Annotated in this window: 17 protein-coding genes and 1 tRNA gene; 9 read left to right on the top strand and 9 right to left on the bottom strand. The window is 72.1% G+C overall.

The genetic code is table 11. The features are described 5' to 3' along the window. Positions 1-762, bottom strand: coding sequence for a CoA transferase subunit A (locus ACZ6ZR_RS13525; RefSeq protein ID WP_465642240.1), 762 nt, complete (start codon positions 760-762; stop codon positions 1-3). A 449-nt stretch (positions 763-1,211) separates the two neighbouring features. Here ACZ6ZR_RS13525 and ACZ6ZR_RS13520 point away from each other — a divergent pair, with 449 nt between their 5' ends. The 6 genes from ACZ6ZR_RS13520 to ACZ6ZR_RS13495 all read left to right on the top strand — a co-directional run bounded on the left by ACZ6ZR_RS13520 (position 1,212) and on the right by ACZ6ZR_RS13495 (position 7,332). After that, positions 1,212-2,525 carry a substrate-binding domain-containing protein gene (locus ACZ6ZR_RS13520; RefSeq protein ID WP_465642239.1) on the top strand — a complete coding sequence of 438 codons (1,314 nt, stop codon included), beginning with the start codon at positions 1,212-1,214 and terminating at the stop codon, positions 2,523-2,525. 77 nt (positions 2,526-2,602) lie between these two features. Continuing rightward, positions 2,603-3,385: an ABC transporter ATP-binding protein gene (locus tag ACZ6ZR_RS13515; protein ID WP_465642286.1), complete on the top strand. Its 783-nt coding sequence runs from the start codon at positions 2,603-2,605 to the stop codon at positions 3,383-3,385. A gap of 119 nt (positions 3,386-3,504) precedes the next feature. Continuing rightward, positions 3,505-4,248 carry an ABC transporter ATP-binding protein gene (locus tag ACZ6ZR_RS13510; RefSeq protein ID WP_465642285.1) on the top strand — a complete coding sequence of 248 codons (744 nt, stop codon included), beginning with the start codon at positions 3,505-3,507 and terminating at the stop codon, positions 4,246-4,248. After that, on the top strand, positions 4,248-5,129 hold the full coding sequence (locus tag ACZ6ZR_RS13505; RefSeq protein ID WP_465642238.1) for a branched-chain amino acid ABC transporter permease: 882 nt from the start codon (positions 4,248-4,250) through the stop codon (positions 5,127-5,129). Before ACZ6ZR_RS13510 ends, ACZ6ZR_RS13505 begins: the two co-directional genes overlap by 1 nt. Positions 5,130-5,203: 74 nt before the next feature. Next, positions 5,204-6,418 (top strand): branched-chain amino acid ABC transporter permease, encoded by a 1,215-nt coding sequence (locus ACZ6ZR_RS13500; protein ID WP_465642284.1) that lies wholly within the window; start codon positions 5,204-5,206, stop codon positions 6,416-6,418. Next, positions 6,415-7,332: an alpha/beta fold hydrolase gene (locus ACZ6ZR_RS13495; RefSeq protein ID WP_465642237.1), complete on the top strand. Its 918-nt coding sequence runs from the start codon at positions 6,415-6,417 to the stop codon at positions 7,330-7,332. Before ACZ6ZR_RS13500 ends, ACZ6ZR_RS13495 begins: the two co-directional genes overlap by 4 nt. A 54-nt stretch (positions 7,333-7,386) precedes the next feature. On the opposite strand, the gene ACZ6ZR_RS13490 is transcribed toward ACZ6ZR_RS13495, so the two are convergent. Beyond that, a complete protein-coding gene (locus tag ACZ6ZR_RS13490; protein ID WP_465642236.1) occupies positions 7,387-8,664 on the bottom strand; it encodes a polysaccharide deacetylase family protein in 1,278 nt (425 codons plus the stop codon). Positions 8,665-8,951: 287 nt separating this feature from the next. Then, positions 8,952-9,551 (bottom strand): DedA family protein, encoded by a 600-nt coding sequence (locus ACZ6ZR_RS13485; protein WP_465642235.1) that lies wholly within the window; start codon positions 9,549-9,551, stop codon positions 8,952-8,954. Between the two features lie 650 nt (positions 9,552-10,201). On the opposite strand from ACZ6ZR_RS13485, the gene ACZ6ZR_RS13480 reads away from it, so the two are divergent. Continuing rightward, positions 10,202-11,329, top strand: a complete 1,128-nt coding sequence (locus ACZ6ZR_RS13480) for an LLM class flavin-dependent oxidoreductase (protein ID WP_465642234.1) — start codon at positions 10,202-10,204, stop codon at positions 11,327-11,329. 138 nt (positions 11,330-11,467) lie between these two features. Here the strand turns inward: ACZ6ZR_RS13480 and ACZ6ZR_RS13475 are convergent, their stop codons facing one another. Next, a complete protein-coding gene (locus ACZ6ZR_RS13475; protein ID WP_465642233.1) occupies positions 11,468-13,348 on the bottom strand; it encodes a putative bifunctional diguanylate cyclase/phosphodiesterase in 1,881 nt (626 codons plus the stop codon). A 340-nt stretch (positions 13,349-13,688) separates the two neighbouring features. Then, positions 13,689-14,114, bottom strand: a complete 426-nt coding sequence (locus ACZ6ZR_RS13470) for an OsmC family protein (RefSeq protein WP_465642232.1) — start codon at positions 14,112-14,114, stop codon at positions 13,689-13,691. Positions 14,115-14,328: 214 nt separating this feature from the next. Between ACZ6ZR_RS13470 and ACZ6ZR_RS13465 the strand changes: the two genes are divergently transcribed. Both ACZ6ZR_RS13465 and lepB read left to right on the top strand, forming a co-directional pair. After that, positions 14,329-14,736 carry a chorismate mutase gene (locus ACZ6ZR_RS13465; RefSeq protein WP_465642231.1) on the top strand — a complete coding sequence of 136 codons (408 nt, stop codon included), beginning with the start codon at positions 14,329-14,331 and terminating at the stop codon, positions 14,734-14,736. A 274-nt stretch (positions 14,737-15,010) separates the two neighbouring features. Continuing rightward, positions 15,011-15,769, top strand: coding sequence for a signal peptidase I (gene lepB, locus ACZ6ZR_RS13460; RefSeq protein ID WP_465642230.1), 759 nt, complete (start codon positions 15,011-15,013; stop codon positions 15,767-15,769). Between the two features lie 28 nt (positions 15,770-15,797). Here lepB and ACZ6ZR_RS13455 read toward each other — a convergent pair whose 3' ends face one another. The 4 genes from ACZ6ZR_RS13455 to ACZ6ZR_RS13440 form a co-directional block, all read right to left on the bottom strand. Continuing rightward, positions 15,798-16,445 (bottom strand): DNA alkylation repair protein, encoded by a 648-nt coding sequence (locus ACZ6ZR_RS13455; RefSeq protein ID WP_465642229.1) that lies wholly within the window; start codon positions 16,443-16,445, stop codon positions 15,798-15,800. Positions 16,446-16,603: 158 nt separating this feature from the next. After that, complete coding sequence (locus ACZ6ZR_RS13450; protein ID WP_465642228.1) at positions 16,604-17,605, bottom strand: EamA family transporter; 1,002 nt, start codon at positions 17,603-17,605, stop codon at positions 16,604-16,606. Positions 17,606-17,737: 132 nt separating this feature from the next. Continuing rightward, a complete protein-coding gene (locus ACZ6ZR_RS13445) occupies positions 17,738-20,083 on the bottom strand; it encodes a transglycosylase domain-containing protein (protein WP_465642227.1) in 2,346 nt (781 codons plus the stop codon). Between the two features lie 227 nt (positions 20,084-20,310). Next, positions 20,311-20,384, bottom strand: a tRNA-Lys gene (locus ACZ6ZR_RS13440). Positions 20,385-20,427 lie beyond the last annotated feature (43 nt).

Raw genomic sequence — 20,427 nt, 5'->3', positions numbered from 1 at the left:
TCAGTGCCCCCGGGAGTCGGTGTGGACGGTGCGGCGCTCGATCCGGCGGTCGTCCGGGTCGGCGGTGACCACGCGGTCGACGTAGATGCCGGGCAGGTGGACTGCGTTCGGCGGGATCGCGCCGGGATCGACGATCCGGTCGGCCTCGACCAGGGTGATCCGACCGGCGCCCGCGCAGAGCGGGTTGAAGTTCTGCGCGGTGGCGTGGAAGACGCAGTTGCCGTGCCGGTCCGCCACCTCGGCGCGGACCAGCGCGAAGTCGGTGGTGATGGCCTCCTCCAGCAGGTAGCGGCGGCCGCCGAACTGCCTCGTCTCCTTCGGCGGTGAGGCCACCGCCACACCCCCGTCGGCGGTGTACCGCCAGGGCAGTCCGCCCTCCTCGACCTGGGTGCCGACCCCAGCCGGGGTGAAGAAGGCCGGAATGCCCGCGCCACCGGCCCGCAGGCGTTCGGCGAGGGTGCCCTGCGGCGTGAGCTCCACCTCCAACTCCCCGGAGAGGTACTGGCGGGCGAACTCCTTGTTCTCCCCGACGTAGGAGGAGGTCATCCGTGCGATCCGACCGGCCCGCAGGAGGAGGCCGAGGCCCCAGTCGTCCACGCCGCAGTTGTTGGAGACCACCCGCAGCCCGGTGGTGCCGGCCTCGACCAGGGCGCCGATCAGGGTGCTGGGGATGCCGCAGAGGCCGAAGCCGCCGACGGCCAGTGCGGCGCCGTCGGGGATGTCCTCGACCGCGCGGGCCGGGGAGTCCAGGACCTTGTCCAAGGGGAGTCACCTCATGAGGGGTTGGGGGTCTGCTGCGCTCCCACCTTCACCGCGCGGCCGGGCGGCTTTCCATGGCGGCCGGGGCCATGGGTCGGACGGATGCCATGGGTGCGCGGCACACCTGACGAGGCCCTTCCGTACCCGGGGAGGGCGATATGGCGGGCCATCACACAATCCCGGGGGCTGCTGCGTCGTCCCGTCACATGTCGCCCGACAGGTGGCGCACCTACGGTTCCGGAATCCACCACCACCGTTGCCGCGCCGACAGCTGCCCCGCGTGGGCACCCCGGGCCTGGTCGAGCCGCGTCCCGAACGTCCCGAACCCTGCCGACGCGATGGCCCGGACGCCGCGGTCGCAGCCCCTCCTCTACCGCAGCCCCTCAAGCCCAGCCCCAGCCCCTCAAGCCCAGCCCCAACGCCGTACCCCCAGCCGTCAGGAGTCGGACACCATGCGCAAGACCACCCTCAGCACCAGAGCCGTAGCCCGGACGGACCGTCAGGAGGCAGGCCCGTCCGTCTCCGTGGGGGACGGAGGCCGGGCGCGGCGCCGTGGGCTGGCCCTCGTCGCGGCCTGCGGGCTGCTCGTGACGGGTGCCGTGGGCTGCGCCAAGGCCGGGACGGCCGGGACCACGTCGGCCGACGGTGGGGCCGGGGCGGCGAAGAGCCCGGTCAAGGTCGGCCTGGTGTACTCCAAGACCGGGCCGCTGGCGGCCTACGGCAAGCAGTACGCGGAGGGCTTCAAGGCCGGCCTGGACCACGCGACCAAGGGCACGGGCACGGTGGACGGCCACCCGGTCGAGCTGGCCGAGCAGGACGACGCGGGTGACCCGGCCAAGGCGGTCTCGGCGGCCAAGGACCTGATCGGCAAGGGGCACAAGATCCTGGTCGGCTCGACCGCTTCGGGCGTCGCGCTCCAGGTCGGACCGATCGCGGCGCAGAACAAGGTGCTCTTCATCAGCGGCCCGGCCGCCGCCGACAAGGTCACCGGGCTGAACAAGTACACCTTCCGTTCCGGTCGTCAGTCGTACCAGGACATCCGGACCGCGGCCTCCTTCATCGGCGACGCGAAGGGCAAGAAGGTCGCGGTGCTGGCCCAGGACAACGCCTTCGGGCAGGCCAACGTGGCGGCGGTGAAGGCGGTGCTCGGCGAGCAGGGCGCGAGCGTGGAGTCGGTGCTCGCCCCGCCGAGCGCGACCGACCTCACTCCCTTCGCGACGCAGGCCAAGTCGGCCAAGCCCGACCTGCTGTTCGTGGCCTGGGCGGGGGAGACGTCCGCCGCGCTCTGGACCTCTCTCAACCAGCAGGACGTCTTCGCCTCGACCAAGGTGGTGACCGGGCTCGACCTGGCAGCCTCCTACCCGCTCTTCGGCCCGGCGGCCGAGAAGATCTCCTTCCTGAACCACTACTTCGACGGCGCGGCCGGGACCGAGGTGGAGAAGGCGATGGCCGCCGCCGTCGGCAAGGCCGGTGCCAAGCCGGACATCTTCACCCCGGACGGCTTCACGGCGGCCCAGATGGTGGTGCACGCGATCGAAGCCAACAAGGGCTCGGCCGACGACACCGACGCCCTGGTGAAGGCGCTGGAGGGGTGGAGCTTCGACGGGGTGAAGGGCCGGCTGACCGTCCGGGCCGAGGACCACGCGCTGCTCCAGCCGATGTTCCAGGTGAAGCTGACCGGTGCCGGGGCCGCTGCCAAGCCCTCGGTGGAGAAGACCGTCCAGGCCGACCAGGTGGCACCTCCGGTCGCCAAGATCGCGGGCTGATCCCGGTGACGGAACGCGGGGCCGCGACCGCCGCCGAGGCGGTGGGCGTCGGCAGGGCGGTGGGCGTCGGCAGGGCGGTGACGGCGGTGGGAGGCCCGGGTCGGGAGCAGCCGGGGCGGGTGCTGCGGCTGCGCGGCGTCGGCTGGTCGGTGCGTGGGGTGCCGATCGTCGAGGACGTCTCGTTCGACGTGCGGGAGGGCGAGTTCATCGCCTTCATCGGACCGAACGGCGCCGGCAAGACCTCCCTCTTCAACCTGATCTCCGGCATCTACCCGGCGACCCACGGCTCGATCGAGCTCGACGGTGCGGACATCACCACCGAGTCGGTGCACGGCCGGGCCCGTCGGGGCCTCGGCCGGACCTTCCAGACCTCCTCGCTGTGGGCCGGGATGACGGTGGCGGACCACGTCCGGCTCGCGGCCCAGGCGGCGGCCGGACCGGCGGCCTCGTACCGGATCTGGCGCCGGGCCGGGCGGTACGCGACCCAGGTCGCCGAGACCCTGGAGCGGACCGAACTCGCCCACCGCGCCGACACCTTGGCCGGTGCCCTCTCGCACGGGGAGAAGCGCAAGCTCGAACTGGCGGTGTTGTTGGTCTCCGACCCCCGGCTGATCCTGCTGGACGAGCCGATGGCCGGCGTCAGCGCGGAGGAGGTCCCGGCGCTGACCGCGCTGATCCGCTCGGTGCACCGGGACCTCGGCCGCACCGTACTGATGGTGGAGCACCACATGGACGTCCTGCTCGGCCTGGCCGACCGGCTGGCCGTGATGCACCACGGCACGCTGCTCGCACTCGACACGCCCGCGGCGGTGATGGCCGACGCCACCGTGCAGCAGGCCTACCTGGGGGAGGGGCTGTGACCGACTCCCACGACTCCGCCGCCGCCCCGGCCGCTGCCCCCGCTCCCTCTCTTGCTCCCTCTCTTGCTCCCTCCAGCTCTCCCGCCTCTCCCTCCGGACAACCCGGGGCCGCCGAACCGCTGCTGACGGTCCGGGACCTGCGGGTGGTGATCGACGGCCTCCACATCCTGCACGGGGTGGACCTCGAGGTGGCGCCCACCGGCGTCACCGCCCTGCTCGGGCGCAACGGCGCCGGGAAGACCACCACGGTCAAGGCGGTGATGGGGCTGGTGCCCCGGACCGGGAGCCTGCTGTTCGCCGGGACCGAACTCGTCAGGCTGCCGACCCATCTGGTGGTCCGTCAGGGCATCGGGTACGCACCCGAGGACCGGGGCATCTTCGCCGGGCTGACCGTCGCCGAGAACCTCCGGTTGGCCGAGCGGGACGGCGCCCCGGCGTACGACCTGGTCCACGAACTCTTCCCCGAACTGAAGAGGCGGGCCGGGCAGTTGGCCGGGACGCTGTCCGGCGGTCAGCAGCAGATGGTGGCGATCGGGCGGACCCTGCTGAACGGCAATCGGTTGATCATCGCCGACGAGCCCACCAAGGGCCTGGCGCCGAAGATCGTGGCCGAGGTGGCGGAGGTGCTGGAGCGGGCAGCCGCGACCGTGCCCGTCCTGCTCGTCGAACAGAACCTCGCCCTGGTCCGGCGCCTGGCCGGCACCTGTGCGGTGCTGGCCGACGGACGGACCGCCCACCGGGGCTCCACCGCCGAGCTGTTGGCCGACGAGGAGGCCGCCCGCCGACTGCTCGGTGTCGGCCGCCCGACACCCGCCCAGCCGGCCCCCTCCCCTGCTCCCGTCACCACGGAGGTGGCTCCCTGATGGACACCGTCGTCCTCCTCACCTGCACCGGCCTCGGGCTGGGTGCGCTGTACTTCCTGGTGGCCTCCGGTCTCTCACTGATCTTCGGGCTGATGGACGTGCTCAACTTCGCCCACGGGGCGCTGCTCTCGGTCGGTGCGTACGCCACCTGGTGGGCGGGCACCGAGGGCGGGATGAGCTTCTGGTTGGCGGTGGTCTTCGGTACGGCGGTCGGCACGGTCGCGGCCGTGCTGCTGGAACTGCTGCTGATCCGTCCTCTCTACAGCCGGCCCCGGGACCAGATCCTGGCCACCGTCGGGGTCGGTCTCGCGGTACCCGCGCTGCTGATGGGCATCTGGGGTGCGGACGCCCGGCCCTTCCCCCAACCCGCCGCCCTCTCGGGCACGGTGGGGCTGTTCGGCGCGATCGTCCCGGTCAACCGCTTCGTCCTGCTCGCGGCGGCCGGCCTGGTCCTGGTGGCACTGCGCCTCTTCCTCGGCCGCACCAGGTACGGGCTGGTGGTCCGGGCCGGGGTGGAGGACCGCGCGATGGTCACGGCCCTCGGCATCGACGTCCGAAAGGCGTTCACCCTGGTCTTCGCCATCGGGGGAGCGGCCGCTGCCCTCGGCGGTGCGCTCAGCGGCCTCTACTTCGGCTCCGTCCACCCCGGCCAGGGGACCAGCCTGCTCGTCTTCGCCTTCGTGGTGGTGGTGATGGGCGGCATGGGCTCCGTCACCGGAGCGGCGCTGGCCTCCGTCGCAGTGGGTCTCGTCCAGCAGTTCGCCAACTACGCTGCGTCCGCCGGGCTCGGTGCCGCCGGACTCGGCGACCTCTCGGTCGTCGTGCTCCTGGCCGTCCTGCTCCTGGTCCGGCCGCGCGGACTCACCGGGAGGCTCGCGTGAGCACGGACACCTCAACCACGAGCACCAGCAGTACCGCTGACGCCAAGTCTGCTCCCGGGGCATCGGATCGCACCATCCCTCGAACAGGTGAATCAATCGGGAAGGTCTCGACAGCTGCTGGGCGGCGCGCCCTACGCTGGTGGCCGATCGCTCTGCTGATCCTGTTCCTTGTCGCCCCATACAGTGCGCTTCCCGTTCCGGGGCTCCTCGACGGCCCGCTCGGCAGCCCCGGAAGTCTTCAACTGATCGCCCTGTGCCTGGTGTACGGGGCCCTGGCCACCGGCTACGACCTCCTGCTCGGCCGCACCGGTCTGCTCTCCTTCGGCCACGCGCTCTACTTCGCCGCCGGTCTGTACGGGACCGACCTCGGCATGCTGGAGCTCCAACTCCCCTTCGCCGCCGCCGCGCTGTTCGGTGTCGGGTGCAGCGTCAGCCTGGCGCTGCTGCTCGGCTCGGTCAGCCTCCGGGTGACCGGCATCGGCTTCTCGATGGTGACCCTCGCCTTCGCCCAGGCCGGCTCGATCCTGGTCCAGCGCAACCCCGGCGGGGTCACCGGCGGCGAGGAGGGCCGGGCCGCCCCGGTCGACCTGCTGCCCGGATCCCTGGTCGGGATCGAGAACACCGCCAATCTCTACTGGATCGCCCTCGGGTACCTGGTGCTCACGCTCGCGGTGGTGCACTGGACCGTCAACTCCCCGACCGGACGGGTCTGGGAGGGCATCAAGGAGAACGAACGCCGGGTCGAGGTGCTCGGCCTGCGACCCTACGGCTTCAAGCTGGTCGCCTTCGTCATCGCCGGCGGCCTGGCGGGGCTCGGCGGAGTGGTCTACCTGCTGCTCACCGGCGGTGCCACTCCGCAGGCCGCCGGCTCCGACGCCACGCTCGCCCTGCTGGTCATGGTGGTGCTCGGCGGCTCCGGCAGCCGCTGGGGCCCGCTGCTCGGTGGCGTCCTCTACACCTGGGCCGGGCACCGCCTGGGTGATCTGGCCAATTCCTCCGCCATCGCCGACCTCCCGGTGGTGCTCCGGGTGCCGCTCTCCCAACCGCTCTTCCTGCTCGGATCCCTGTTCGTCGCCGTGGTGTACCTGCTGCCCGGCGGTCTCGCCAGACTGCCCGCCCGGATCCGCACCGCCCGTTCCGGGACCGCCCGTTCCCGGACCGCCCGTTCCGGGACCGCCCGTTCCCGGACCGCCCGTGCCGGGGGCACCGGGCCGGGTGTCCCCGGCACGGACTCCACCGAGGCCGGGGGGACCACCCCCGCCCGCTCCCCGGAAGGTGACCCCGCATGAGCTCCGTGCCCAGTCCCACACCCGTGCCCGTCCCCGAGGAGCTGACCGTCCCCGTGCCGGGCGGCGAGCTGACGGTGCTCCGCTGGCCGGCCACGGACCCGGCGGCGGGCGAGGCCCTCCCCACCGTGCTGGCGGTGCACGGCATCACGGCCAACGCCCTCGCCTGGAGCGAGGTGGCACGCCAACTCGCCGGCCGGGCCACCCTGGTGGCACCCGACCTGCGCGGCCGGGCAGGCAGCCGCACGGTCGCCGGGCCGTACGGTCTGGCCAGGCACGCCGACGACCTGGCCACTCTGACCAGCGCCCTCGGCCTCGGCCGGGTGCGGCTGGTGGGCCACTCGATGGGCGCCTGGGTCAGTGCCCTGGCCGCCGTCCGCCATCCCGAACTGGCGGACTCCCTGGTCCTGGTGGACGGAGCGGTGAGCTTCCCGTTGCCGCCCGGCGTCAGCGAGGACGACGCGCTGGCCGCCGTGCTCGGCCCAGCCCTGGCCCGGCTGGACATGACCTTCGAGAGCCGGGCCGCCTACCGGGCGTTCTGGCAGCGGCACCCCGCCTTCGCGGGGGAGTGGCGGGCCGCGCTGGACGACTACACCCAGCGCGATCTGATTGGCGAGGAGCCCGAGTTGCGCTCCTCCTGCGTAGCCGAGGCGATCCACCAGGACGGCCGTGAGGTCCTGCTGGACAAGGACGCGGCCACCGCGATCCACCAACTGCCCTGCCGGGCCGAACTGCTCTGGGCCGCGCGCGGTCTGATGAACGAGCCCCAGGGCCTCTACGACGCCGGTCGGATCGAGCACGCGGGGCTGGACCGGGACCGGGTCACCGTGACGGCGGTGCCGGACACCAACCACTACACGATCATCGGCGGCCCGGCCGGTGCGGCCCGGATCGTCCGCAGCCTGGTCGCGGGCTGACGGTACGTCGGTGCGGGGCCGTCGTCGTCGCGGACGGCGCCGGCCCCGCACCGGTCAGGACGAGGGAGTCCCGAGGAAGGCTCCCCAGCCGCCGTCGGGCGCCTTGCCGACGCCCAGGGTGCGCAGCTTCCGCAGCGTGGACTGGTCCTGCACCTCCAGCCACTCCACCAACTGACGGAACGACACCAGCCGGACGTCGGGCTTGCCCGCGATCGTCTTCAGGGTCTCCTCCACGGCGTCCATGTAGATGCCGCCGTTCCACTGCTCGAAGTGGTTCCCGATGAAGAGCGGCGCCCGGTTGCTGTTGTAGGCCCGGTCGAACCCGGCCAGGTACGCGTCCTTGGCCTGAGCCCGCCACTCGTCGTACTTCGACGGATCGCCCTTGGTGCTGCCGGCGGACTGGTTGGCGAGGATGTTGTAGTCCATCGAGAGCACCTGGAAGCCGTGCCCCGGGAAGGGGACGGACTGCAGGGGGAAGTCCCAGATCTTGCCGTCCTGCACCTTCTGCGGCCAGATCTGGAGCCCGCCCGGCGAACTGGCGTCGTACTTCCAGCCCATCTTGACCGCGGTGGGCAGCAGCGTCTTCTGCCCCTCCAGGCACGGGGTCCGGCCCCCGATCAGCTCCTTCCGGTAGTCGAAGGGGAGCGGATCGACGTCCGTGAAGCCGGTGTTGGTGCGCCACTGGGTCACGAAGGAGATCGCCTGGTCGATCTCGCTCTGCCAGTCCTCCGGGGTCCACTTGTTGACCCCGTTGCCGTCCGAGCGGGTGGAGCAGAAGTGCCCGTTGAAGTGGGTGCCGATCTCGTGGCCGGCCGTCCAGGCCTGACTGATCAGCTTGAGGGTGCTCTTCACCGCGCCGTCGGAGAGGAAGGGGATGTCGGAGGCACCGACGGAGTGCTTCGGCGGGTGGTAGAGGCTGGACTTCTCCTTCGGGAGGGCGTAGATCCCGGAGAGGAAGAAGGTCATGGTGGCCTTGTACTGCTCGGCCAGCTTCAGGAAGCGCGGGAACTGAGCGTCCTCGGTGCCCCCGGCGCCGTCCCAGGAGAAGACCACGAACTGGGGCGGCTGCTCACCGGGCTTGAGCTTCTCCGGCTTCGGCTGGTTGGGCTGGGCACCCGTGTCCACGTTGGACCCGTCCCCGATCGGGGTGCCCTTGACCGTGGGCTTGGCCGAAGTGCCGCTAGGGGAGGCTCCGTTCGGGCTCGCACTGCCGGTGCCGCCCGTGCCTCCCGAAACGGTTCCGCCGCCGCTGCTGCCGCACGCCGCCACGGCGCCGAGCGCGGCGGTCGCGGCGGTGGCACTGAGCACGGTCCTGCGCGAGATGCTGCCCATGGTCTCCCCAGCCGTAGTGCATCCGACCGTCCGACAGGAAAAATCGGATATTGATGGATATTTCTGCGCCAGCATGCCACGAGGTGGGGTGGGTACTCCAACGCCCCTTGACTACTGCTCATCACGCAGTACAAGGGGCGTCGGGCTCCAGGGCAGGAGCTTTGTTGCAGTCTTGGGACAGACCGTCGGACCGGCGCCGCACCGAACGGGTCCGGCAGGGCCCGAGCGGTGCGTTGACGCCGGAGGGGCGGCGGGGCGGCGGGACGGAGGGGGCGGCGCGCCAGGGGTCAGGTGAGCGCGAGCTCGCGACGGCGACGGCGGACCAGCCGGGCGACGGTGGTGCTGATCGCGGTGGCCGCGACACAGGAGACCACCAGGCTCAGCCAGTCGGTGTTGAACCAGTGGCTGTTCAGCCAGCCCAGGCTGACGATGTAGCTGGCCCAGACCAGGGCCGCCAGCGCGGAGAGCCGGAGGAACCGGCGGCTGGAGTCGGCGGAGTGACCCACCGCCAGGTCGAGGATGGTCCGGCCGGCCGGGACGAAGCGGGCGACGATCACCAGGAGGGCCGCGGTCCGGCCGGTCTGACCGGTCAGGTACTGCTGGAGCCGCGCGACGCTGGCGGCCAGCTCGGGCCGGTGGTCGAGGCGACGCTGGACGGCGGGCGAACCACGCCGGGCCAGGTTGAGCAGCACCAGGTCACCGAGGAAGGAGGCGATGGCGACGCCGGCCGCCAGGAGCAGCGGGGCGCCGTCCATCTCCGCGGTGTTGAGCACCGCCAGGATCACCAGCGTGCCGCTCGGGATGAAGGGGAGGAAGGCGTCACCGAGTACGGCGAAGAGCGCGAGTGCGCAGATCCATACCGGTCCTACTACCGCTGCGGCATCCAAGGCGAAGCTCCCTGTTCAGTCGCCTGGAGGCGTCCAGGTGGCTCTGTGGAGTCAACGCTAGCGGGTAGACGTTTCATGTCATGAAGCACCCCCTTGTGTCACGTGCCACAGGAGGGCCTGCGGGGGCCGCGGCGGGCAGTGGATCCGTCGGAGTCGGGCCCGGGCCGACCTGACGTTGTGCCGACGGGCGGAGCGCGCCCGGAATGGCGCAAGCCCCTGAGGCGGGGTACCGCTCCAGGGGCTCGCTGGGGTCCAGCGGGACTGGTCCAGTCCGCCGACCTTGCAGGTGGAGTGCGGTGGGCGATTCCCCTCCGTCACCGATCGGTAGCCTGCCGCATTCGCCCGGTCCGGCGCGAGCCCAACGCCTGGCGACTTCTGGCGGTGGCGGCAAACCGCCAAGATGAAACGATCTCTGGTGGATCATCAGCTCGCGGACGATCCCGGAAGGCCCTCCCGGCGCCGATTCGTGAGCGTACGGACCGGACGGACTGTGTCAGCTCGCCCGCCGCAGTCCGTGGTCTCAGCAGGCGCGTTCCTCCCCGTCCGTCACATCGGCCCGCGAAGGGAACAGACGGAGCTCCGGGCCGGTTGTGTGAGCCCGAACGATGGCAACGCCAGTGGTAGCAGTACGTCAGCAGGAGGAGACCGGCATGACCTTCGAGGACGAGCAGCGGACCGACCCGTCAGACACCGGCACCGGCACCGCCGTCGGCAGGGGTGCGGGTCGCGGTAGGGCCGCCGATCCCGTCAGGGGGGCCGCACGGGGCAGCGCCCCGGCCCCGCTCTCCATCCTCGACCTGGCCACCATCGGCAGCGGCTACTCCCCGGCCGAGGCCCTCGCCACGACCACCGCGCTCGCCCAGCAGGCGGAGCAACTGGGCTACCACCGGTTCTGGGTGGCCGAGCACCACGGCATGCCCGGTGTCGCCAGCTCCACCCCCGCCGTCCTGCTCGCGCACCTGGGCGCGCACACCACCACCCTCCGCCTCGGCTCCGGCGGCGTGATGCTGCCGAACCACGCCCCGCTGTCCGTCGCCGAGCAGTTCGGCATGCTGGAGGCGCTCCACCCGGGCCGGATCGACCTCGGTCTCGGCCGGGCCCCGGGCACCGACATGGCCACCGCCAGGGCGCTGCGGCGCGGCACCGAGGAGGGCCCGGACGATTTCCCGCACCAGCTCTCCGAGTTGACGCACTTCCTGGACGGTGACTTCCCCACGGGCCACCCCTACGCCCGGCTCACCGCCGTCCCGCGCGGCGACGCCCGCCCGCCGATCTGGCTGCTCGGCTCCTCCGGCTTCAGCGCCCAACTGGCCGGCCGGCTCGGCCTCCCGTTCGCCTTCGCGCACCACTTCAGCGCGGCCAACACGGTGCCCGCGCTCGACCTCTACCGCAGCTCCTTCCGTCCCTCGGCGGTGCTGGACGAGCCCTACGCGCTGATCGGGGTCAACGCGGTGGCGGCCGAGGAGCCCGGCCAGGCCCTGCGGCTGGCGCGCTCCTCCGGCCTGGCGATGCTCCGGCTCCGCAAGGGCACCCCCGGTCTGATCCCCTCGCCGGAGGAGGCCGAGGCCTACCCCTACACCGCGGCCGAGGACGACTTCCTGGACGGCTGGCTCGCCAACCTGGTGGTCGGTGAGCCGGGCGAGGTGGCCGACGGCCTGGAGCAACTGCGCAAGCGGACCGGCGCCGACGAGCTGATGGTCACCTCCCACATCCACGGCCACGAGAACCGGCTCCGCTCCTACCGGCTCATCGCCGAGGCGTACGGGCTGACGGGCTGACCGGCGTACGGGCCCGACGGGCTGACCGGCTGACCGGCTGACGGTCACTCAGCCAGGGCTGGCGGACGGCGCAGGTGTATCGGGCGGACCTCGGGGAGGGCAGGCCGCCCGAGGAGCCGTCCCACGCCTGAGCGCGGGTCAGGCGGTGCGGTCGCGGTCCTCGCGCAGTATGGCGGCGACCCGCTCGGCCTCGCCGGGCCGGGCGAAGTACCAACCCTGGGCGGTGTCGCAACCGGTGATGCGCAGGCGCTCGGCCTGCGAGGCGTTCTCGATCCCCTCGGCGGTGACGGTGAGGCCGAGGGCGTGGGCCAGCTGGACCATCGCCCCGACGATCTGCTCGTCCGCGTCGGTGCGGCGGGAGCGGTTGTCCGGGCGTCCGCCTGGGCCCGGCTCGCGGAAGCCCGCGATGAAGCTGCCGTCCAGCTTGAGGACGTGCACCGGCAGCCGGGAGAGGTAGGCGAGGTTGGAGTAGCCGGTGCCGAAGTCGTCGATCGCGATCCGTACGCCCATGTCGGCGAGCGCCTGGAGGGCCTGGACCGGGCGGCCGCCGGGGCCGAGCACCGCGCTCTCGGTGATTTCCAACTGGAGCAGCCGGGCCGGCAGGCCGGCGCTCTCCAGCGCCTTGGCGACGTCGGCCACCACGTCCGAGTCCCAGATCTGACGGGCCGCCAGGTTGACGCTGACGAAGGTCTCGGTGTCGGGGAACTCGGTGAGCCAGCGCTTGGCCTGACGGCAGGACTCCTCCAGCACCCACTTGCCGAGCGGCACGATCGCGCCGGACTCCTCGGCCAGCGGGATGAAGCGGTCCGGCGAGATGGTGCCGTACCGGGGGTGGCGCCAGCGGACCAGCGCCTCGGCGCCGTGCACCGTCCCGTCGGCCAGCCCGACCAGCGGCTGGTACTCGACGGCGAACTCGCCCCGCTCCAGCGCCGGCCGCAGCGCGGTGGCCAGCCGCTGCCGGGAGAGCTGGTAGGCACCCCGCGCCGGGTCGTAGAGCGTCCAGCGGGCCCGGCCGTCCGACTTCGACCAGTACAGCGTCGCGTCGGCGTCCTTCAACAGGTCGGTCGGGGTGGTCTCGCGGACCTGACGCTCCACCACACCGACGCTCGCGGTCACCGCCAGCTGCTGGCCGGCCACGTCGAAGGGCTCCTCCAGCGTCTTGATCAGGTCTGCGGCGAGTGCGGTGAGCTGCTCGCTCCCGGCGCTGTCGCAGACCAGGACGGCGAACTCGTCCCCGCCGAGCCGGGCCACCAGCCGCCCCTCGCCCCGCGCGAAGCCGCGCTCCAGCCGGGCGGCCACCGCCACCAGGAGCTCGTCCCCGATGTGGTGGCCGAGCGTCTCGTTGATCGCGGCGAAGCCGTCCAGGTCGATGTAGCAGAGCCCGACCCGCCGCACCGCGCCGCCACCAACATCAGCACCAGTGCCGGCACGGGAAGGGCCGGAATCCCCGCCGGCGGCCACCGAGTCGAAGGCCGCGTTCAACCGCTCGAAGAACAGGGCCCGGTTCGGGAGCCTGGTCAGCGGGTCGTGCATGGCCTGGTAGGCGAGCTGGTCGCCGAGGAGTCGCTGCTCGGTGACGTCCTCGACCATGGCCAGGGTGTACATCGGTTCGCCCGAGCCGTTGCGGATCAGCGAGATGGTGACGTTGCTCCACACCACCCGGCCGTCGCGGTGCTTGAGCTGCTTCTCGACCCGAAGCCGGTCGCGTTCGCCCCGGACCAGCTCCAGGTAGAGGCGGCGCGGGGTGTCCTCGGGGTCGATGATCTGGTGGATGTGAGTGTCCACCAGGTCGGGTGCCTCGTACCCGATCATGGCGGCGAAGGCCGGGTTGGCCTCGATGATCAGGTCGTCCGGGCCGACCAGGGCCATCCCGATCCCGGCATCGGCGAAGGCGGCCCGGAAGCGGGACTCGCTGGCTTGGAGGGCGTCGAGCAGGGCGCCGGGGTGCCGGCCCTCACGGCCCAGGGGCGTGGCGCAGACCGGACAACGGCGGTCGGTCCCCTCGTTCCGACCCGGCACGGCATGCTCCCGTCCGCTGCTGACGCTGATCGCACGGCCGCTGCCTCGGTCGACGCCGGGTGGAGGGCGTCGGGCCGGTAGCGCGGCACTGCGGTGATCATAGGACGCGAGAAGTTGCGATGACGACCGCCGCGAGGGTGATTCGTCGCGGTTTGGGGACAAGAGCACCGGTACGTGGCGGCGCCCCCGGGGCACATCGTGAGATGCACTCCGGGGGCGCATGCGCCCCTTGCGCACTACCAGTTGACGACCCGGCAGGTGGTCGGTGGGCGAACCGGCAGGCGGTGGGCGGACGGCTGGAACCCTCGGACGGGGCCGGGGGTCAGCGCGCGGCCTGCGGTCAGGCGAGGCTCGCAGTCAGGGTGATGGTGGTGCCGGTCAGGGCCTGGCTCACCGGGCAGTTGGCCTTGGCGTCCTCGGCGGCCTTCACGAAGCCGGCCTCGTCGAGCCCGTCGACCTCGCCGACCACGGTCAGGTGGATGCCGGTGATGCCGGTGCCCGGCTGGAAGGTCACGTCCGCCTGGGTGTCCAGCTTGGTGGGCGGGGTGCCCGCGCCGGTCAGGCCGTGCGAGAGGGCCATCGAGAAGCAGGCCGAGTGCGCGGCCGCGATGAGCTCCTCGGGGCTGGTCTTGCCGTTGGCCTCCTCGGCGCGGGACGGCCAGGAGACGGGGTAGGTGCCGATGCCGGAGGAGGCGAAGGTGGTCTCGCCCTTGCCGTCGACCAGGTTGCCTTCCCAGGCGGTGCGCGCGGTGCGGGTGGTTGCCATGTTCAGGTCCTCCATGTGCTGTGGGACTGGTGGTCCGTCAGTTCCGGTCCGTGCGCGCCCAGCCTACGGCGCCTCCGGGCGCCGGTCCGGCAAAGCGGGGGACCGGGGCCGGGTGTGTCCGGATGCCGGACGTCCCGTCGAACGGCCGGGCCCCGGCGCCGCTCTCCCTGTTAGATTGCAAGGCCCAGCCAGCCGACCCCGGAGAGCCATCCCGATGACGGACCTGCCCCTGAACGCCGCCGCCGACCCCGCAGGTCCCGCGGCCACCGCCGCCGGTTCCACGGCCGCCACCGGTGCCGCGGCGGACGGCAACGGTGAGGTCTCCGAGGCGGTCCGGGCCGAGCTGGTCGCCCTGCGAGAGAGCATCGACAACATCGACGCCGCGGTCGTCCACATGCTGGCCGAGCGCTTCAAGGCGACCCAGCGGGTGGGCAAGTTGAAGGCCGAGCACCGGCTGCCGCCCGCCGACCCGGCCCGGGAGCGGGCCCAGATCACCCGGCTCCGCGAGCTCGCGGAGAGCGCCCACCTCGACCCGGTCTTCGCGGAGAAGTTCCTGAACTTCATCATCGCCGAGGTGATCCGCCACCACGAGGCCATCGCCGGGGAGCCGCAGGCCCGCTGACCGGCCGGAACGCCACGGGGAGGGCCTCGCTCCGCCGGCCGGTCCGGCCCGCCGGGGCGGAACCGGGCCCGGCCGTGGTCCGTCTCCGCTGGGGAGTCCTGGGAGGATTTGCCGTCAACGGCGGCTAAATGTCTGATTTCGCGACAGTTCAGGTGCGGCGTTAGCGTGCTGTTCTCCCCGGACCCTCCGGAAAGGCAGATCGACGATGGCCAGCAAGCAGCTCCAGTCGTCTGCCCGCACCACTCCCGATCTCCCTCCGCAGGCGGCCTGATCCGTGACGATTCCTCAGCCCGGCCCGGCAATGGCGCCCGGCCCGGTGACCCACTCCATCCAACCGGGTGACCCCGAGCAGCCGGGGCCGACGGGCCGCCCCGGGCGCTTCCGCGGTCGGCGGCGGCTGCCGTGGTGGGCGGAGTTCCCGGCGATGATCGCGCTCGGGCTGGTCATCGCCCTGGGCATCAAGACCTGCCTGTTCCAGGTGTTCTCCATCCCGTCCGGTTCGATGGAGAACACCCTGCGGGTCGGCGACCGGGTGGCGGTCAACAAGCTGGCACCGCTCCTCGGCTGGGAGCCGAACGCGGGTGAGCCGGTGGTCTTCAAGGACCCGGGCGGTTGGCTGCCGAAGCCCGCGCAGACCGGCAGCGCGTTCTCCGGGGCGGTCGGCGACGTGCTGAGCTTCGTCGGCCTGCTGCCGCCGAAGGACGACAACTACCTGGTCAAGCGGGTGATTGCGACCGGTGGTGAGACCGTCGCCTGCAACGGCAGCACCCTCACCGTCAACGGCAAGCCGGTCTCCGAGCCGTACCTCCACCCGGGCGACGACTCCTGCGCCGGCATGAACTTCGGCCCGGTCAGCGTCCCGAAGGGCTACGTCTGGGTCGAGGGCGACCACCGCAGCGACTCCGCCGACTCCCGCTACCACCAGGGCGGCCCGGGCGGCGGCGCGGTGCCGGTGGACAACGTGGTCGGTCCGGCCACCGCGGTGGTCTGGCCGCTCGGCCACCTGGACTGGTTCGGCTGGGCCGGCAAGTAGCCGGTGAGTAGAGGTCGCCGACGACCCGTCAGCCCCGGCCGGACTGCCGCCGCACCATCTCGGCGATCCAGACCGGGGCGAACGGTGAGGTGCAGCCCGGGGAGGTCGGGTAGTCCTTCAGCACGCCCAGGCGCTCGCCGATCCCGACCGCGCGCTCCCGGTACTCGGGGTGCTCGATGCCGATCCGGGCCAGGCAGTGGTTCATCGCCCACTGGAGCTGGTCCGGAGCGTCCTTCATCCGGGCCTCGATGACGTCCAGCAGCCCGGCCAGGTCCAGCCCCTCGGGAGTACGGGCCACGCGCTCGGCGGTCAGCTCCCACCCGGCGGCGGCGACCACCGGGTCCGGGTCGGCAGACCAGAACGTCCGGAGCTCCTCGGCGTGCAGGTTCTTCTTCACCACGTAGCCGACCAGCCAGTCCCGGACCTTGGGCGTGCGCGCCTCACGCAACATCAGGTCCAGGTCCTCGTACCCGAAGGCCTTCGGGCGGCAGATCAGCAGCGACAGCAGCCGGGCCGCGCTGTCGCCCGTCGCCCACAGCCGGACGGCGAGCTCCTGCTGCGTCTTCAACCGCTTGGCGACGGCACGCAGCTTGCCCAGGTTCACGCCGTGGTCGTCACCGTGCCGCTCGTTGACCTGACGCGCCTTCGGATCCTCGAGGCCCGCGAGCTCCGCCATGACCTCGGCCACCACGCCGTCGAGGCCCGTCCCACCTGCGGCCGTCCCACCTGCGTCCGTCCCGCGCGTGCCCGTCCCACTGCCCGCATCTGCGGCCCCGCCCGCGCTCGCCGCCGTCCCGGTCATCCGAGCCTCCTGTCACGGCCCGTCGGGCCGAGTCACCGAGAGGTCAGCCTATGGTCCGGCTCCGCCGGAACGGGCTCCGGCACGGCCGCCTCGGCGGGGCGGCTGGTCTGCGCCGCGAAGGCGCCGGCCAGTACCAGCAGGCCGCCGGCCAGCTGCGCCGGGCCGAGGGTCTCGCCGAGCAGGAACCAGGCGGTGACGGTGGCGACCACCGCCTCCAGGTTGGCGACCACCCCGGCCACCGGCGGGGAGAGGAACTGCACGGAGACCACACCGGTGAGGTACGCGAGCACGGTGGCCACCAGCACCATCCAGGCGGCCGGGACGAGGGCCGGCAGCAGGTGGCCGTTCATGGTGACGTCGCCGCCGAGCAGGCTCCAGTCCGCCGTCCAGGGCCGGGTGAAGGCGGTCAGTGCGACGGCGCCGATCAGCAGGCCGAACGCACTCACCGCCATCGGGTCCACCTGCTCCTTGCCCTGCTTGGCGGCGTCGGCCAGCACGAAGTAGCCCACCTGGCAGCAGGCCGCACCGAGGCCGAACACCACCCCGAGGGTGTCGAAGGCCAGCCCGTGCCAGAACTCCACCACGCAGGCCAGGCCGGTCACGGCGACCCCGGCCCCGACGGTCGCGGCCCGGGAGACCGGCTTGCGCTGGACGAACTTCACGTAGCCGAGGAGCAGCAGCGGCCCCAGGTACTCGATCAGCAGCGCCACTCCGACGGGTATCCGGGAGATCGAGGCGAAGTAGCAGGCCTGCACCCCGGCCACCGCGAGCAGACCGAAGCCGATGAGCAGCTTGGGGCGGCGGCGGAAGGCGTCACGGTGCCGGTAGGCGAGCGGGAGCAGCACGATGGCGGCGCCGGTGACCCGGAGCCAGACCACGTGCAGTGGTGAGAGCCCGGCCTCGATCAGCGGCTTGGCCGCCGTGCCGGAGCCGCCGAAGGCGACGGCGGAGACGAGGGCGAGGGAGAGGCCGAGGGTTCGGGCCGAGAAGCGCCGGGCCGGGGGGAGCGGAGGTCGGGGCGATGAGCTGTGCACCGACGCATTCTGTCAGCCGAGGCCCGCTTCGGTAAGGGCTGTCCACGCCCGACGGTCCTGCCGGGCACGTGGCACCGGCAGGACCGTCGACGGAGCGGAACGCCTGCTCAGGAGCGTCGTTGCGTGCGCCTCCTACCGGGAGCCGGTACCCGCACCCGCATCGCTACCGGAGCCGCTCTCCTCCACCGTCTCGCCGGTCGGCGTGGGCGTCGGCGTGGGCTTGGGAGTCGGCTTCGGCGAGGGCGTCGGCGTCGGCGTCGGTGTGGGCTTGGGCGTCGGGGTCGGGGTCGGTATGGGCGTCGCGTCCTGAGTCGGCGTCGGGTCCGGCCGCCGGGAGGTGGCCGGGGAGGACGGGGTCGACGCGGTGTCCGACGGGGTGGAGCGGGAGTTGCGCGGGGTGCTCGACGGGGTCGAGGACGGCGTGCGGCCGCCCGATCCGTTCGACGAGGATGACGAGTTGGCGGAGTCGTCCGCCGCGGAGCCCGAGTCGGAGCCCGAGTCGGGGAAGGAGGAGACCGGCTGGCCGGCCAGTGCCGACTTCATGTACGCCGTCCAGATCTGCGCCGGGAACTGCCCGCCCGCCGCGCCGGCGACACCGGCGGTGCCGCTCAGCGAGACCTGCTTGCCGGTGGCCGGGTCCTGCCCGAACAGGCCGACCACGGTGACCAGTTCGGGGGTGTACCCGGCGAACCAGACCGAGCGGTGGTCGTCGGTGGTGCCGGTCTTGCCCGCGGCCGGCCGGCCGAGGTCCTTGGCCCGGTACCCGGTGCCGCCCGGGTCGCTCACCACGCCCTGGAGCATCGAGGTGACCCGCTGGGCGGTCTGCTCGCTGACGGCCTGGTTGGTCTTGCGCTCGGGCAGGCCGATCCCCTCGCCGCCGCGCTCCAGCGACTGCACCAGCCAGGGCGAGATCTGCCGGCCGCCGTTGTCCAGGGTGGCGTACACCCCGGCCATCTCCAGCACGCTCGGGGTCGCGGTCCCGAGCGGGATCGACGCGACCGCGGCCAGGTCGGGGGTATCGGCCGGGAGGCCGAGCGCCACGGCCGTCTCGCGGACCTTCTCCAGGCCGGTGTCCTGGGCGAGTTGGGTGAAGGCGGAGTTGACCGACCAGTCGGTGGCCTGCCGGAGGCTGATCTGGCCGTAGCTGCGGTCGCCCTCGTTCGGCGCGGCGTACGGGGTGCCCTTGCCACCCACCACCGGCCGGCGACTGGTGCCGTCGTACACGGTGTCGGGGGTGATGGTCCGTCCGGACTGGGTGGTGGCGCGGTTCTCCAGCGCGGCGGCGAGCGCGATCGCCTTGAAGGTCGAACCCGCCTGGTAGTCCTGCCGGGTGGCGTTGTCCACCCAGTGCTTGGTGGCGTCGGTGCCGCCGTAGAGGGCGACCACGGCGCCGGTCTTCGGGTCGACCGAGACCGCGCCGGCCTGGGCGGCCGCGTCGATTTTCCGGGTGTCCGGCTTGAGCTTGTCGGTCAGCTGCTGCTGGACGGAGTCCTGGAGCGCCTGCTGCTTCTTCGGGTCGATGCTCAGCTTGACGGTGTAGCCGCCCTGCGCCAACTGGGCGTCGGTGACCACGTTGTGGGAGGTGAGGTACTCGGTGGCGGCGTTCACCAGGTACCCGGCCTGGCCGGAGAGGCCGGGGGCGCTCTTCGGGGCCTGCACCTCGGGGAAGGTGATCGCGGCCCGGTCCTCGGCGGAGAGCCACTTCTCCTGGACCATCGCGTCCAGCACGTAGTTCCACCGGTCGGTGGCCCGCTGCTTGCCGCTCTCGGTGGCGGTGGCCACGTCGTAGGCGCTCGGCGCGTTCAGCAGGGCGGCCAGGTAGGCGCCCTGAGCGGGGTTCAGCTTGTCGGCGTCGATGCCGAAGTACGCCTGGGCGGCGGCCTGGATGCCGTAGGCGCCCCGGCCGTAGTAGGAGGTGTTCAGGTAAGCCGCGAGCACGTCGTCCTTGGTCTCGGTGGCGTCCACCTTGACCGCTATGAAGAGCTCCTTCACCTTCCGCGAGACGGTCTGCTTCTGGTTCAGGTAGGTGTTCTTGACGTACTGCTGGGTGATGGTCGAGCCGCCCTGGGGGGAGCCGCCGGTCGCGCTGTTCACCGCGGCCCGGACCATGCCCTGCACGTTGACCGCGCCCTCGTGGTAGAAGTTCCGGTCCTCGGCGGCCATCGCCGCGTTGCGGGCGGCTTCGGAGATCTTGTCCAGCGGGACGTTCTGCCGGTTGGTCTCGCCGGTCCGGGTCAGCAGGGAGCCGTCCGAGTAGAGCCAGGTGTTGCTCTGCCGGGTGGCCTGGGCGTGGGCGTCGGGCACCTGGACCAGGGCCAGACCGAGCGCGAACAGGCCGACGCCGAGCGCCGTGAGGCCGAGCGAGGTGAAGAGCGTGAAGCGCCAGGTGGGGACGAGGCGGCGCCACCCGGTCCGGCGGGGCCGTCGCTTGCCGGTCTTCTGCGGGCGCGGACGGCCGTTCGGGGCGGGGCGGGGCAACGGATGGCCTTTCCTGGGAGGACGGAGAACCGTGCCAGCCTGCCCCGAAGCACCCGGCTGCCGTTAGGGACCTTTGTCCTGATTTTACTGAGAACAGCCTTATATGTATTGGTTGCTCAACGATCAGGTGATATGGGCCACTTGAGTACGCGGAGGTGAACCCGGAGGTGAACCCGGAAACGCCGGAAGGCCCTCCATCCGAAGATGAAGGGCCTTCCGGTTGTCTGTGCGCCGCCAGGGACTCGAACCCCGGACCCGCTGATTAAGAGTCAGCTGCTCTAACCAACTGAGCTAGCGGCGCGTGCTGACGAAGAGAACATTACACGGTCGACCCGGAACCACCG

This window comes from Kitasatospora sp. NPDC088742, from assembly GCF_055584905.1.
Note: the sequence above shows the minus strand (reverse complement) of the source record. Positions and strands in the feature narration are given on the sequence as shown.